Genomic DNA, 14,837 nt, shown 5'->3' with positions numbered 1-14,837 from the left:
AAAACATACTGAGCGTTGTTACGTTATTCATATGCATGACAACATATGCACAAAATATTATCCTCGAGGGGAACGTAAGCTGTAGCGGCACCCAGGAGGTCTTACCCTTTGCCAATGTATATATCGACAGTCTGTATAACACAGCCACCATTACTAAAAAAGATGGCTCGTATAAACTTCACCCTTCTTCTACAGGAACATACAATTTGTGCGTTTCGCATATAGGATATGAAAAATTTTGCACCACGGTTCATGTGAATAAAGGCATCAACCATATTGACATCACCCTAAGCCCTTCCTCCTATAAGATGAACCCCATTGTTGTCACCGGAACGGGAACACAACATAGAGTAGATGATGTACCGGTACAAACGGAAATCATCACCCAGAAAGATATTCAGGAAATAGCAGGGCGAAATATGGAAGATATTATATCCGGCATCTCATCCTCGGTTGATTTCACATCCAGCTCCATGGGTACAAATATAAAAATTAACGGACTGGGCGCAGATTATGTACTCATCCTTCTAAATGGCAAAAGGCTCACTGGTGGAGTTGGAGGATATACCGACCTTAGTAGAATCAGCACAGATGATATTGAACAAATTGAAATTGTCAAAGGGGCATCTTCAACCCTATATGGATCCGATGCCATTGCCGGGGTAATCAATATCATTACAAAAAAAGAAAAGAAGAAAACTACCATCTCTAACAACACGCGAATGGGAGAGTATGGTGATTTCAAACAATTCAACGCCTTCTCCTACAACAAAGGAGCACTTTCTTCAAAAACAACGTTCTCCTATCAACAAATCGATGGTTGGCAGCTCAATAACATGAAATATAATCCATCTTGGGAAAGCAATCACAACCTACCTTTTTTAGTTCGCACATATGATAAACCAGTAAACAAATCACGTGGTTATACCATCACCCAAAATTTTGATTACCATTTTTCAAAAAAACTACAAATACATACGCACGCTTCTTGGTACGAAAAAACGCTTTACTTTCCATTTAAAGGACGAATGCATAACTATTATTACAACAATCAAAATGCAGCATTGGGTGTATACTATAAGTTAAAAAACAAAAACTATATGGAGCTGAATATTGATTATGGAAATTACTTGTATTACAACGAATATCCATACAAATATAATGAGACATACATCACAAATGACGATCTAATTAAGGTGACCTATTATCCTGGCGATCGTTTTAGAAATTCGGCACAAAGAATCATAAATGCACAGTTTAAAACTGTTGTACATATGAACTCAAAGAACAAATTAAGTATGGGTGCTGAACTGATGAGCGATAAGCTTGAAGCCAAATACCGATTAACAAAACCCACGGTATCAGCCCATACTGCATCTATTTATTGTCAGGATGAAATAAAGCTAACTAAAAAAACCGTCTTGGTTGCGGGATTACGTTTACTATCACATAATATCACAGGCACTTCGGCAACACCCAAGGTTTCAGCCATGTACAAACAGTCAAAAATAACCCACAGAGTCAATTACGCATATGGTTTCAAAAGTCCAACGCTGAAAGAGCTATACTACTACTACAAAAGTGAACGAATGGGAGCATTACGTCTCTATTTAGGCAATGAAGAATTAAAACCTCAACGCTCCCATTATTTATCATACGCACCAGAAATTAAATTGAAAACAATCACAACCGGATTCAATGTATATCACAACAGAATCTACGATAAGATAGACTTCGAAATTATTCCCACGGAATACGAACATGCCCGTCAAGGCATTGAAGAAACCAAAATGCGCTACAATATTGATAATGCACGAACCTTGGGCATCGATTACTATTTCAGCTACAGAATAAGTCATCCCATCTCACTGCAAGGAGGGTATAGCTATGTGGATGCCAAAAATATGACAGAGAACATCCCATTAAATGGCGTATCAAAACACAGCGCAACTCTTAAAGTATCCTGGAATAAAAAATGCTTAAAAAACAAACTAAACCTACTTATATCAGGCGTTTACAAATCAGAAAAATTTTATCTGGAAGAAGATTTGACAAAAAGCTATGCCAAACCCTATCAACTATGGAAGCTAACAGCCAATTACGAATACAAACAATTTAAAAATATGGATATCACATTAACCTCTGGCATTGATAATATATTCAACTATGTGGACGATAGTCCATATGGATCTCATTATGGAACATTAAATCCTGGAAGAACACTTTATGCAGGTATTAAAATTCAATTCGCCAAAGAAAAACAGACAAACTAATTATCAACCAAAATAAACATTCATTAAAATCAAACACTATGTTTAGTATTAAAAAAAAACTTGTAATCTTATTTGCAATAGCGGTATTACTGCCTGCTTGCGATGATGACAACTCCTCAAATGAGTTTGAACTAGGAAACAAAGACGGTATCATGCTGGTTACCTTCGGTTCTAGCTACGAAGCCCCTCAAAAGACATTCGAAAATATTGATGTCACCGCCAAAGAAAAGTTTACAGGAGAAGAGATACGCTGGGGTTACACCTCAGATATTATCCTGAACAAACTACGCCAAGGTAACGGGGAAGGAAGCTTAAACGGACAAATCATAGACAGGGATACCCCGCAAGAAGGGTTGAGGATCATGATTGAAGAAGATGGCTACCGAAAAATAAGTATCCAATCGTTACATGTAATCCCGGGTGAAGAATATGACGAACTGATGGAAGCCGTAGAAGAGACAATGCATAAATACCCCGGTGTAGAAATAGCAGTTGGCAAACCATTACTCAGTTCTACCCAAGATTTAAAAGATGTTGCAGCCATTTTGGCCGATAAATTCTCTGATCAGAGAGTATCCGGCGAACCAGTACTTTTTATGGGACATGGTACTCCACATGAAAACGATAAAGTCTACCTAGAATTGGAGGCTGAATTACAAAAGCTAGCTCCCCACTTCTTTATTGGAACGGTTGAAGGTGTAGGCTTTGAAGCTGGCATCACCTCCATCGACGCTATCATCACTAAACTAAAAACACTGGACCTGAATTCTCAGAAAGTGACCATCACTCCTTTGATGTCCATTGCCGGCGACCATGCCAACAATGACATGAACGGTATTATTGATGATACGGCGCCTGCAGAAGAACAATCATGGAGAGTTAAACTGGAAAAGGAAGGCTATATGGTTACTGATGTAATGAAAGGATTAGGAGATTATACTGAAATAAATAACATTTGGCTGTCACATTTGGAAGACGCTAAACTAGATTAATTCATAGGTGCTACTAAAAAGGGGTTGTTATAAATGACAACCCCCTTTATTTTATTTTCCTTGCCGAAAAGCATGGGTAAATTTTTTGTCATACAACTTTGAAAAACCTGAACGATTATCGATTGCTTTTCCTACCACAATCAAGGTCGTCATGGTAAGCTTATTCTCACGCACCGTCTTCGCCAGTGTTCCCAGTGTACAACGATATATCTTCTCATCCCTCCAGGTTAACTTATAACACACAGCCACAGGTGTTTCTGAGGGATAGTGCTGTATCAGTTCGTGTTCCACTTTTTCTGCAATGGAAGCACTTAGGTAGATACACATGGTACTTTGCGACTTAGCCAGTTTTCTCAACTGCTCTCGCTCAGGCACAGGTGTTCTTCCTTCTCCTCGGGTGAGTATAATGGTTTGCACCTCTTCCGGAATGGTGAACTGCGACCGCAAAGCTGCCGCAGCGGCTTGAAAGGAAGATATTCCCGGTGTAATACGATAGCTCCAGCCCATCTGATCCATGATGGCCATTTGTTCTTGAATAGCCCCATAGATACATGGATCACCAGTATGTAGTCGCACCACCAACAATCCTCGTTCATAGAAAGGACGCATCGTTTCTATCTGCGTCAGCAAATCCATTTTGGCCGAACTTTTTACCACACAACCCGACTTTGCATAATAGGTTAATTCTTTAGGCACCAAACTACCCGCATACAATATTAGGTCTGCCGTTTCCAATAACTTTTTACCTTTCACAGAAACCAATTCCGGGTCACCAGGTCCTGCACCAACTATCTCAACAAATCCTTTGCGTTCATTTTCTTTATGAATAGCCACCGAAAAAGTAAAAAACTTTTCCCCAGCCTTCATCTTTGTTTTTTCCACCAGAAGACCATTGTCCGATAAATGCATGGCAGCAGCCTCTGCCACACCATAACTTCCTGTCACTTGGCTTACTTTCGCCGAGGGGTTCGGAATATCGTATTGAGCTAAGGTAGCTCCATCAAAAGACTTAAGTGCTATATGATGCTTCTTACTAAAGGCCAAAAAAGCCTCCTCATCTGCTTTTAAATCCACTGTCCCTGCTGCGGCTACAGAGGCAAAGGCAATCTTGTGCTGTTGCAGACTCGCCAACAATTCTCTTTCAAATAATTCAAAGGGCAGGTCACGCTGACAGCCCAAACCCAATTGTAGTACTTTAGGACGATAAAAAATAGCCTTATCCCCAAAATCATAAATAAATGGTGTAACCGCTATCACAACGCTATAATCTTCAACCTGCATCTCTTTCGCATTAAAAAATACGTCCACATGCGATGGTGCACTGCTCTCTAAATCCAATGTACCTTTATCCCTGACCTCCAACAACAGCGCTGTTTTTTCTCCATTCACAAATGAAGCCATCAGGTGGGTCAGTTGATTCCCACACTCCAGTTGCCAACTGTATTTTTGTGGCAATAAATCAAGCGCCCACAAACCTGCGGTGTCACTAACTGTTGTTATCACAGGCTGCGCCCCACATAAACGTCCTATTTCTTTAGCCCACTGATTACCTCCTCCAATATGACCGGATACAACTGGCTGCACAAACTGTCCATTAACATCCATATTCAGCACAGCAGGGTCGGTCTTTTTATCTTTTAAGTACGGGGCTATCTCTCGCACACAGATACCTAAAGCGCCAATAAAAACCAATACTTTATGGCTGTTCCAAAGAACACCATAATCGTTGGGCGAGCGATGCACTTCTGCTCCTAGCCCCTTCTCAATCAACTGCTTTGCCAGCAGTTCTCCCTTATCTGAGTGTGTTATTATTATCATTGATATGAATTTCTATTATTAAAAATCATTATTAGATGGCAAAAATCCTGCTTTAATATCCGCTAAGCATTGGCATCCTTAAAAATCTGGTTTGTCCGGTTTTTGCGCAATCAATATGGTAATGGGGTTAAATTGATCAACGCTCATCTGAACCGATTGCGTGATCTGATATGCACGCTGATGGCACCAAGCGACAAAACGCTTTTTGCTGCTTTCGCTGACTGAGTTAAAAGCAATCAGCCCCTTCTCTTTCAAGTACAGATGAATATCATCCAACACAGCTTCCATTCGTCCTCCATACCCTCCTAAGAATACAGCATCAGGCTTCTTCAACTCCCTTTTTTGAACCTGAAGATAATCACCTATCAAAACCTCAATACCTGGCGCTTTAAACTTTTGTGCATTCCGGTGGATGATACCTTCTGATTCCTTTCTGATTTCAAATGCGACCACTTTCAAGTGCGGATGATTCAGACGGGCATCAATTGAAACACTGCCCGTACATGCTCCCACGTCCCAAAATACCTTTTTGGTATTCAGCTCCATAAAAGCCAGTGTTGCCATTCTGATGGGCATTTTAGTAATCATTTTTGGCCTTCCTTCCAAAGGTTCAAATGCACTTTCCACAATACCTTTAAGAGGGATGACATCATCGGTCTTTTCCAGATAAAAACAATTGGGATGTTGAAAGGTCATTTTTGCAGCATCCTCAATACTCAATTTCAACACCCGTTGATTCTCACCTCCCAAACACTCTCCAAAATACATGCTATAGTTTGTATAACCGAAATCAAGCATACGGTGAGCGATAGTAGTCGGCGTATTTTTTCTATCCGTAAGAATCCCCATACGTTCTTTACCTTGTATCAGTGCCTTATCAAACGCATCAAAGGATCGTCCTGTTAAGGAAATCGTTTGAAACTCACCATAGGGTAACTGAAACTGATGTGCCAACAATTGCAACGAGTTAAAATCTGGTAATATATCTATTTTCACATCAGGAAACTCACGTTTCAAAGTTATGCCGATACCATAGAACAGCGGATCGCCCGAAGCAAAAATCACCCAATCGTCACAGGCATCCTCTATGGCCTTATACAAGTTCGATAGGGGTACAATAATGTCGTGCCAACTACTTTCTGCGGGCAAAAGGTCGGCTACCAACTGCTTATGCCGACTACCCCCAGCAAAAAATTTGACCGATTGAATCAATCGTTGCTCCTTGGCTGTAAACTCGGGTACTCGATCCGATATTCCTATAATTGTAATCTTCATTTATAATAAACAATGAATATGAAACATAAATCACTTGATCACTCCTATGTTCAAGATACAAACTTCCAATGCCCAAGTGCTGGCTTGCTATATTTACATGGCATGCATAAAGCCTACCACAATCGTTACTTCCGCATAAAAAACACTTTATATATGGCACCCTTCAACAGCCATACGCTACTTAAAGTCCCTCTCCCGGATGCATTTCTTTGGCTTCGTTCCAACTTAAAATAGCATTGAGTATGGTCGCAGCCACATTGCTTCCTCCCTTACGTCCGTTTACAAAAACAGCTGGCAAATCAGGACAGCCATATTTCAACTGCCATTTACTTTCCCTTACGTTGACAAAACCCACTGGCGCGGCCACAACACCAGATGGCTGAGCCTTTCCATTACGTATCAGTTTCACCAGTTCAATCAATGCAGTAGGAGCATTTCCAAAGGCAAAAATCGCATTGGGATGCTCCTGCACTGCCAGACGGATACCGGCTTGTGTTCGGGTTATATCCATATCCGAAGCCATTTGTCGTACCCGATCATCATCCAGATAACATTTGATCTGCAACCCCAATTTTTGCGCCGTAGCACGACGGATACCTCTGGTGACCATGGACACATCGGTAACAATAACAGGAGGATGTCCTGCATATAACTTTTCATGCAGTACTTCCACCACATTATTCGTCAATTCCACAGACTCATTTAAGCTAAAATCTGCCGTGGTATGAATACAATGCAATGCCACCCATGTATGGGCCAAGGACCTATCTGACACATCTATATTCTCAAGAATAGTCCGAAAGCTCTCATTCATAATACGTCGTCCCAGTTTATCCGAATTCACTTCTTTAGAAACATAGTAACCTCTTGGCGTTACCATCTTTCCAGCACTACTAAAAGTTTGGCTATTCCCTATAATCAAAACGGTAAACATATCAGCCATAGACACATCCAGATCTACCAATTTAACAAGTTGAATCTTCTCATCTTCCCGCCCCACATTCCGGGCAATACCCACAGGTGTATCAGGCGATCTTTGTTCTAGGAACAACTCCTTTAATCGCATCAATTGCCAAAAGCGACCTTTACTTAAAGGATTGTATACAGCGGTCACAAAGTCAGCTTCGGCAGCTGCCACAATGCGCTTCTCTATTTTCTCCCATGGCGTTAGTAGATCCGACATGGATATAGAACAAAAATCATGACCCAATGGAGCTCCCAATCGAGCAGCTGCAGCAAACATCGCTGATATTCCGGGTACTACTTCCAGTTCGACCTCCGAATTCCTTTCAGCTTTCATCTCCCACAACAAAGGAGCCATTCCGTATACTCCGGAATCACCACTACTAATTACGGCTACTACCTTACCACTTTCGGCCAACTCAAAGGCCTTTTCGGCTCTTTGACGCTCTTTTTTCATACCGGTATCAATCAACTCCTTACCGTGGGTCAACTGACTTACGTGCTGAAAATAGTAACTATACCCTACAATAACCTCAGCCGCCTCAATGGCATATTTAGCTTGCGGTGTAAGAAATTGTTCTTTCCCCGGACCTATCCCTATACTATAAATCTTTTTGTCCATAAAATACGATTAATGAAAAATAAGGTATTGTTCTACATTCCAAATCCTTATCCTCTGTTGTTGAAAATTGCTGATCTGTTCCTACTTTTTCTATATAAAAAAATGCATGACTACTATTCTTCAAAAAAAGATACCAGTCTTTTAACACACTCATTTTCATCACCACCAAGGTTACATTCTCTTTCAAGGCCTCCTCAATTTGCTCGAAACTATCTGGCCGGGCGATCACCTTAAACGCTTGGTTACCTTCCACAATGGCTTGGACACCTTGAGACCCTGCTGCAATAAATGCAGGAATGCCAGGAATTAATTCGTAATTCATCTGCTCTTTCTTAGCCAAATCCAACAAATAGCCAAAGGTGCTATAAAATAACAAATCACCTTCTGAAACCACGGCTACGTGCCTTCCGGCATCATATTCTTTTTTGATGGCATCAAAAGCTACCTGGTAGTTATCTGCTCTATTTTTCCCCGACATAGGAATATACAATGGGGCACAAGTGACTTTAAGCTCCAACGCATCTAATATCCTGGCAGAGAAGGATACATTATTACCTCCACCCACCTTCGTTGCCGGATAAAAAATAATATCAGCTGCTTGCAAGGCTCTCAAGCCCTTCACCGTAATTAATTCCGGTTCTCCGGGTCCCAGCCCCACCCCTGTTAATTTACCTTGTTTATTCATAAACCCAATTCATTTAACAATTGCTGCATTTTTTCTTTCTCTCCCAAATAAAGATGCATATACGAAGCCCAGCAGTTTTTTTCTCTAAAGACCGCCATTTCTGCCGTTTTATTACGTGCTGTTTTAACCTGAAATTCAGCACTCCCTTTTTCTTTTCCAATAAGTCTGGAATAATGAAACTCATGTCCTCTCACGGCCATACTGTGTCCCAAGAGCTCCCGATACCCCAGGTGTAATTTCATGTGTTCAAACGAAGTATCAAAATCAAATACACCACACATCTCAAAGGCCTCTCCATTTTTCTGTATCAGTTTATTTCCCAGATACATCATTCCGCCACATTCGGCTATCAATGCTTTTCCTGAATCAATATAACTAATAATAGCCCTTCTCATGGCTCCATTCTCCGACAATTCCTGGGCAAACAACTCAGGGTATCCACCCGGCAACCACACTAAATCTGCCTCTGGCAAAGCGTTATCGTGCAAGGGACTAAATTCCTTTACATCCCCTAATTGCAATAAAACATCACGGTTGGCAGAATAGGAGAAACTAAATGCCTCATCGTGAGCCATCGCTATTCTCAGTTTTCCGCCAGCACGATCCTGTGTTGAAGCAATGGTCATTTCTTCTCGTTTTGAAAGGCTCAACAACAAATCTATATCTACCTTCTGCTCCAATAGCTCAGCAGCCACCCCTACTATTTTCAGGTTCTTATTTTCACCTGGCAAATGAAGTCCGAGGTGACGTGATTCAATATGCAAGCGTTCATCACGAGGCAAATAACCTAACACATCCACCCCTGCATCTATGGACGCTTCTTTTAAAAACTGAAAATGCGATTCACTGGCCACTTTATTAAAAATAACACCGGCTAACTTTATACGTGTATCAAAGTTTTTAAAACCATATAAAAGAGGAGCCACAGAATAAGCTGTGCTGGATGCATCCACCACCAAGACAACCGGCATATGTAACAGTCGAGCCACTGCAGCCGAGCTTCCTTCATCTTTTTTGGCTCCATCAAACAACCCCATAACACCTTCGGCTATGGCCACATCAGCATCTCTACTCTGCTTTTTAAAAACATCTTGCACATGCTCAGCAGAAGACATCCATAGATCTAGGTTATAGGATGACTTTCCTGCTATCTTTGTATGATGCATGGGATCAATATAGTCAGGACCGCACTTAAAGGGTTGCACCTTAAAACCACGCTTTACCAAAGCGTGCATCAAACCAAGCGTAACCATAGTCTTGCCTGAATTACTCTTGGGGGCCGCCACCAAGAATGATGACATTGAATTATGTACCATGCTATTTCTCAATATATTTAACACTCGTCGTATCTTCCACTTCTGTTTCATCAAAAGTGGTCATCCTATTTAACATTTCAACACTGCCCTGAATGATGGGGTAAGCAACTGCGGCTCCTGTTCCTTCTCCCAAACGCAAATCTAAATCCATAATCGCCTCTGCCTTCATATGCCCCAACATTAATTTATGACCATTTTCCTTGGAAGAATGTGCAAAAACTGCATACTCTTTAACCGTAGAACAAATTTCATAGGCAGCCATAAAGGCCGAAGAGGTAATAAAACCATCCACCACAATCAGCATTCTTTGAGCAGCAGCCTCCAACATTCCTCCGGCGATGGTAGCAATCTCCAATCCTCCAAAGCGAGCCAAATTATCCTCCGGCTTATCAGCAATGCCATGTTTAGCAATGGCCTGCTTTAACACTGCTGCTTTATTCACCACTCCATCAGGACTTAAGCCACATCCCGGCCCTGTACAAGTTTCAACAGGCGTTGAGGAAAATACAGAAAGTAAAGCCGTAGCCGGACTGGTGTTTCCTATCCCCATTTCTCCGAAAGCAACCACATTACTACCCTTTTGTGCAAAAGAGCGAACCACATCACGACCATTCTGTATCGCTTGATTACACTCTTCATCTGTCATGGCATGTTCATGCAAAAAATTACGTGTCCCTTTTCTTACTTTTTTATCAATGAGTTTGGGATGCTCAGGAAAATCATAATTAACACCCGCATCAACCACATACAAGTCAAAGCCATAAACATCACAAAACAAGCCTATACCGCCTCCGCCACCAATAAAATTAAGCACCTGCTGCCATGTAATATTAGTACTCACAGGACTAACACCCTCATCGGTAATCCAGTGATCAGAAGCCACGGTCAACATCACTGGTTTGCAGAGCTTTGGAGATAGGGTCTGCTGTATTAACCCAACCTGTGCTGCAATACGTTCCATCTGTCCCAACGAACCAATAGGTTTGGTTTTCCGGTCAATTTTATGCTGAAGTGCCTCTTCCAACTCCGCATTACCGGTACTCTGAATATTCAAATTTTTTAATGCTTCCATCTGGGAATTTATTTAAATGCTTTAACTTTTATCATATATCATTACCATAGGCTCAAGGGCAAATGCATGCTCAAAAGAACAGCCATACCTATGAGTACCATTCCAACCACAACCCATTGCATATTACGCACTGTCTTATCCAGGTCGGAACCCAAAATAATACGATCCTTTTCTCCTATAACAGGTTTACGAACAGCCTTTCCAAAATAAACATGCGTACCCCCAAATTGCACATCAAGGATGCCGGCCAAAGCTGCTTCCGGGTAACCAGCGTTAGGACTGGTATGTGCTCTTCCGAACCAGAAAATAAACCGAAAGGCTTTCTTTTTAAAGCTAAACAAGGCCATCAAAAAAGCAGTTATTCTCGCCGGTATATAATTCACCACGTCATCCAGCTTGGCCGAAAAACGACCATAATACAAATATTTATCACTCTTATAACCTATCATTGAATCCTGTGTATTGATCATCTTATAGCTCATCATGGCAGGCACACCACCTATGATAAACCAAAACAAAGGAGCCACCACCCCATCACTCAAGTTTTCTGCCAACGTCTCCAGTGTAGCTTTTTTAATATGTTCCTCATCTATCTGGCTGGTATCACGTCCCACAATACGAGCCAATTGTCTCCGCCCCTGTTCTAAACCCTCCTTTTCCAGCACACCAAAAACTGCCTTACCCTCATTGATCAACGTGGTGGCAGCAATACCATAAAAAACAAAAATGCTTTCAACAAAACACCCCACAAACAGATGTATCGCATATGCTCCATATATGAGACCTGCAAAAAACAAATACACAACCACAACCATCACTAGTGAACTAAGTGCCCCTTTCCATAATCGATAAGGATGGTGATTTAATTTTTTATCAGCCAATGCAATCATATTTCCAAAGACTACAATGGGGTGAGGAAGGCAGGTTGGATCCCCCAAAGCTTTATCCAAAATAAAACCTACGACTAACGCCACACAATGACCATATACTATCTCCACTTTCTGAATGCTTTAATGAGTTCATTATTTTGCGATGGCGTTTGACAGGCCACACGAAAATGCTCATCTGTCAATCCTCTAAAATTAGAAGCATCCCGTATCAATATGCCATATTTATCAATCAGCTTACTTTTTACCTCACTTGCTTTCCATCGAGATTTAACCAGAAAAAAAGTAGTATCCGAAAATACAACCGAGAAACCATCTACCTTGTTAATTTCATTTTGCAGTCTCTTTGATTCCTTAAGGATCGTGGCCAAATCAAAACCATCCTTACACCCTTCTTTTAAACAGTACATCCCTGCCTTTTGGGCTAAGATATTGATACGCCAGGGAATGATTAATTTTTCAAGCTGAGCAACTATATCCGGAGCTGCCAACAAATATCCCAATCGCAATCCAGGTATAACAAAACGCTTGGTGAGAGAGCGGATAATTATTAAGTTCTTGTATGCAGACAACCATTTTATCATGGATACATCCTCCTCCACAAAATCAATATAAGCCTCATCAATCACAAACAAAGTGCCTTTGTTATATTCAACAACAGCTTGAAGAGTATCTGGTCTGAAAATCTTACCATCTGGATTATTTGGATTGCACAACCACACCAAATGTTGTCCATACACCACCTTATCCTGAAGCTCTGTATTGGATACAAATTCAAGCTTATGATTATACCTATGGCAAGCATCTTCATATTCAGAGAAAGAGGGGTAATAAATCAACGAATTACATCCTTGTTTCCAAGCAGCAAGAAGATAAAAGGCCTCCACCGCTCCATTGGTAACCAATGCACTTCCTGGCGGTAAGTGATATGCCTGTTCTATACACAACTCTAATTCTTTGGCTCTGGGCTCCGGATAAGAGCTACAGTCCGAAACACTATTTTCCAGATGTTTCTTTAAGCCTCGGTCCATTCCACCGGGCTTAACATTGGAACTAAAATTTATATGTATCTTATCATATTGATAAAGATCATCTCCATGTCCATATATCATCACTCATGATTCTTTCATTCATAATAACTTCTCAATAAATCTGTCCGTTTCCAATGGTTGAAATGTCCCATTTTTGTCTGGTGAATTCTTTCTATCTCCTCCAACGAGATAGTCACCATGCTACTGCCATCTGTTTCTTGGCCAATCAGCTCTCCTTTAGGGTTTATTATTAAAGCCAACCTGACCCCTCCACTTTCTCCTTTCATGCTCATTCCCAAATTACAAGCCATCACAAAACAACTATTATCATATGCTCTTGCCGGCAGAAAACGCTTAAAACGCGCCAACTTATCCACTGCGTTCTCGCGGGGAGATGCAAAAGGCATGGCTAAAACATGTGCACCTTTTCTGCTTTGGATACTACTAATCTCTGGGAAATGCGTTTCATAACACAGCTGAAATCCAATCTTTATTTGACCCACTGCATAAACATTCATTTCATTTCCTTCTGAATAACATTCTTTTTCAGTGGGTCCTAAGTGTGTTTTTCTATGAACACCAACCACGGCTCCGTCTGAAAATAAAAAATGAGAGATATAATAAAAAGTCCCCTCCTTTTCCGGAAAACCAATGGCAAAGGCCAGACTTACTTGCTTCGATATATTTTTCAAGTCCTGAAAGATGGCCTCTTTTTGCGCCAACACCTCATCTATGACTTCCCTATCTTTGGTATATCCGGATAGGTTTAGCTCCGGAAACAATACAAAATCAACCCCATTAGCCTGCGCCTTTTCAATCCATTGTATGGTGTCCAATACATTTCGCCGAACATCACCTACTTCACTGTATGAACTTACTGCCAATAACTTCATAACAATTTACATATATGCGTAACCACCCGCTCCACCGAAGTTTCTCTGGTGACACAAACATTGTTTTTATATAAATTAAACAGCACCTCTCCTTGATTACTAATCTCCACCCACACTGGTTCCTCTTTATCTTTTTGTGTGGTTTTGATGCCCTTACGCGCCAATGCTCTGCGCAACAAAACATATTCAAAGCCATGTCCCTGTACTGATACGGATGCTTGAAAATCATACTCAACCCTAAAAAGGCCGGTACGGTTATCAAACTCGATACCACTTTTCTGAAAAATAGTCTGAAACTCGTTGGTGAGCAACAAATCCTCCGGGCTACCAATCATGAGTGGCTTATGAGCTGTTAACAACCACAATCTGTCGGCCATTTGCATAGCCAAATCCAAATCATGAGTTGACATCAATACTGACTTGCCAGAAGTATTGGCAATTTGCCTTAATAGATGAATAATTTCAACACGCGACGGCATATCCAAAAAGGCGGTTGGCTCGTCCAAAATAATCACTAGCGTATCCTGAGCCAGTGCTTTGGCAATAAAAGCCTTTTGCTTTTCTCCATCGCTCAGATTCGAGAGCCGTTCTTTCTTTTTATGGAGTATTCCACATTTTTGAATGGCCGAATGTACAATACGCTTATCCTCTTCATTTAGTATACCAAAGGTCCCGGTATAGGGGCTTCGGCCCAAGCCAACCAGCTCCTCAACCGTGGCATTAGGCACGATAACCCGATCAGTTAGCACAACTGCAGCCATCTTTGACAGCTCTTTTTCTGAAAGATTCAAAAGATTCTTTCCCAACATGGAAGCCTCACCATCCAATGCTGCTTGAAAACCGCATATGGTACGAATCAAGGTACTTTTACCAGTACCATTCTCGCCCAGCAAACAAAGCAATTCCCCCTCATACATACTTGCATTCAATCCTGCATGCACCACTTTGCTTCGCTTTCCTTTGCCGTAACCAATGGTCAGCTTATTGATATTTAATATTTCCTTTTTCAA

Annotated in this window: 12 protein-coding genes; 2 read left to right on the top strand and 10 right to left on the bottom strand. The window is 41.2% G+C overall.

The features are described 5' to 3' along the window. Positions 1-35: 35 nt before the first annotated feature. Together CYTFE_RS0121215 and CYTFE_RS27545 are read left to right on the top strand one after the other, a co-directional pair. Entirely contained in the window at positions 36-2,273 is a 2,238-nt protein-coding gene (locus tag CYTFE_RS0121215) for a TonB-dependent receptor (RefSeq protein ID WP_027473469.1), read from the top strand. 38 nt (positions 2,274-2,311) lie between these two features. Then, entirely contained in the window at positions 2,312-3,265 is a 954-nt protein-coding gene (locus CYTFE_RS27545; protein WP_052343340.1) for a sirohydrochlorin cobaltochelatase, read from the top strand. 51 nt (positions 3,266-3,316) lie between these two features. On the opposite strand, the gene cobM is transcribed toward CYTFE_RS27545, so the two are convergent. The 10 genes from cobM to CYTFE_RS0121160 form a co-directional block, all read right to left on the bottom strand. Continuing rightward, positions 3,317-5,083, bottom strand: coding sequence for a precorrin-4 C(11)-methyltransferase (cobM, locus tag CYTFE_RS27540; RefSeq protein WP_044212198.1), 1,767 nt, complete (start codon positions 5,081-5,083; stop codon positions 3,317-3,319). 78 nt (positions 5,084-5,161) lie between these two features. After that, the gene (gene cbiE, locus CYTFE_RS0121200; protein WP_027473468.1) at positions 5,162-6,358 is read right to left on the bottom strand and encodes a precorrin-6y C5,15-methyltransferase (decarboxylating) subunit CbiE; all 1,197 of its coding nucleotides are present in this window, start codon (positions 6,356-6,358) and stop codon (positions 5,162-5,164) included. Between the two features lie 181 nt (positions 6,359-6,539). Further along, a complete protein-coding gene (cobJ, locus tag CYTFE_RS0121195; protein ID WP_027473467.1) occupies positions 6,540-7,943 on the bottom strand; it encodes a precorrin-3B C(17)-methyltransferase in 1,404 nt (467 codons plus the stop codon). Beyond that, a complete protein-coding gene (locus CYTFE_RS0121190; RefSeq protein ID WP_027473466.1) occupies positions 7,924-8,628 on the bottom strand; it encodes a precorrin-2 C(20)-methyltransferase in 705 nt (234 codons plus the stop codon). Before CYTFE_RS0121190 ends, cobJ begins: the two co-directional genes overlap by 20 nt. Further along, positions 8,625-9,944, bottom strand: coding sequence for a cobyrinate a,c-diamide synthase (locus CYTFE_RS0121185; protein WP_027473465.1), 1,320 nt, complete (start codon positions 9,942-9,944; stop codon positions 8,625-8,627). The genes CYTFE_RS0121190 and CYTFE_RS0121185 overlap by 4 nt, the downstream gene beginning before the upstream one ends. 1 nt (position 9,945) lies before the next feature. Then, a complete protein-coding gene (cobT, locus tag CYTFE_RS0121180) occupies positions 9,946-11,016 on the bottom strand; it encodes a nicotinate-nucleotide--dimethylbenzimidazole phosphoribosyltransferase (RefSeq protein WP_027473464.1) in 1,071 nt (356 codons plus the stop codon). Between the two features lie 41 nt (positions 11,017-11,057). Then, the gene (gene cbiB / locus CYTFE_RS27535; RefSeq protein WP_044212197.1) at positions 11,058-12,014 is read right to left on the bottom strand and encodes an adenosylcobinamide-phosphate synthase CbiB; all 957 of its coding nucleotides are present in this window, start codon (positions 12,012-12,014) and stop codon (positions 11,058-11,060) included. Then, the gene (locus tag CYTFE_RS0121170; protein WP_027473463.1) at positions 12,005-13,015 is read right to left on the bottom strand and encodes a pyridoxal phosphate-dependent aminotransferase; all 1,011 of its coding nucleotides are present in this window, start codon (positions 13,013-13,015) and stop codon (positions 12,005-12,007) included. The genes cbiB and CYTFE_RS0121170 overlap by 10 nt, the downstream gene beginning before the upstream one ends. 14 nt (positions 13,016-13,029) lie before the next feature. After that, a complete protein-coding gene (locus CYTFE_RS0121165; protein ID WP_027473462.1) occupies positions 13,030-13,827 on the bottom strand; it encodes a nitrilase-related carbon-nitrogen hydrolase in 798 nt (265 codons plus the stop codon). Then, positions 13,824-14,837 (bottom strand): ABC transporter ATP-binding protein, encoded by a 1,014-nt coding sequence (locus tag CYTFE_RS0121160; RefSeq protein WP_027473461.1) that lies wholly within the window; start codon positions 14,835-14,837, stop codon positions 13,824-13,826. The genes CYTFE_RS0121165 and CYTFE_RS0121160 overlap by 4 nt, the downstream gene beginning before the upstream one ends.

It is taken from the genome of Saccharicrinis fermentans DSM 9555 = JCM 21142 (genome assembly GCF_000517085.1).
GTDB lineage: Bacteria > Bacteroidota > Bacteroidia > Bacteroidales > Marinilabiliaceae > Saccharicrinis > Saccharicrinis fermentans.
Note: the sequence above shows the minus strand (reverse complement) of the source record. Positions and strands in the feature narration are given on the sequence as shown.

Excerpts from the sequence above, each read along its gene's own strand:
- CYTFE_RS0121215 (WP_027473469.1), top strand. The coding sequence starts at position 36 with ATGACAACATATGCACAAAATATTATCCTCGAGGGGAACGTAAGCTGT.
- CYTFE_RS27545 (WP_052343340.1), top strand. The coding sequence starts at position 2,312 with ATGTTTAGTATTAAAAAAAAACTTGTAATCTTATTTGCAATAGCGGTA.
- cobM (WP_044212198.1), bottom strand. The coding sequence starts at position 5,083 with ATGATAATAATAACACACTCAGATAAGGGAGAACTGCTGGCAAAGCAG.
- cbiE (WP_027473468.1), bottom strand. The coding sequence starts at position 6,358 with ATGAAGATTACAATTATAGGAATATCGGATCGAGTACCCGAGTTTACA.
- cobJ (WP_027473467.1), bottom strand. The coding sequence starts at position 7,943 with ATGGACAAAAAGATTTATAGTATAGGGATAGGTCCGGGGAAAGAACAA.
- CYTFE_RS0121190 (WP_027473466.1), bottom strand. The coding sequence starts at position 8,628 with ATGAATAAACAAGGTAAATTAACAGGGGTGGGGCTGGGACCCGGAGAA.
- CYTFE_RS0121185 (WP_027473465.1), bottom strand. The coding sequence starts at position 9,944 with ATGGTACATAATTCAATGTCATCATTCTTGGTGGCGGCCCCCAAGAGT.
- cobT (WP_027473464.1), bottom strand. The coding sequence starts at position 11,016 with ATGGAAGCATTAAAAAATTTGAATATTCAGAGTACCGGTAATGCGGAG.
- CYTFE_RS0121170 (WP_027473463.1), bottom strand. The coding sequence starts at position 13,015 with ATGATATATGGACATGGAGATGATCTTTATCAATATGATAAGATACAT.
- CYTFE_RS0121165 (WP_027473462.1), bottom strand. The coding sequence starts at position 13,827 with ATGAAGTTATTGGCAGTAAGTTCATACAGTGAAGTAGGTGATGTTCGG.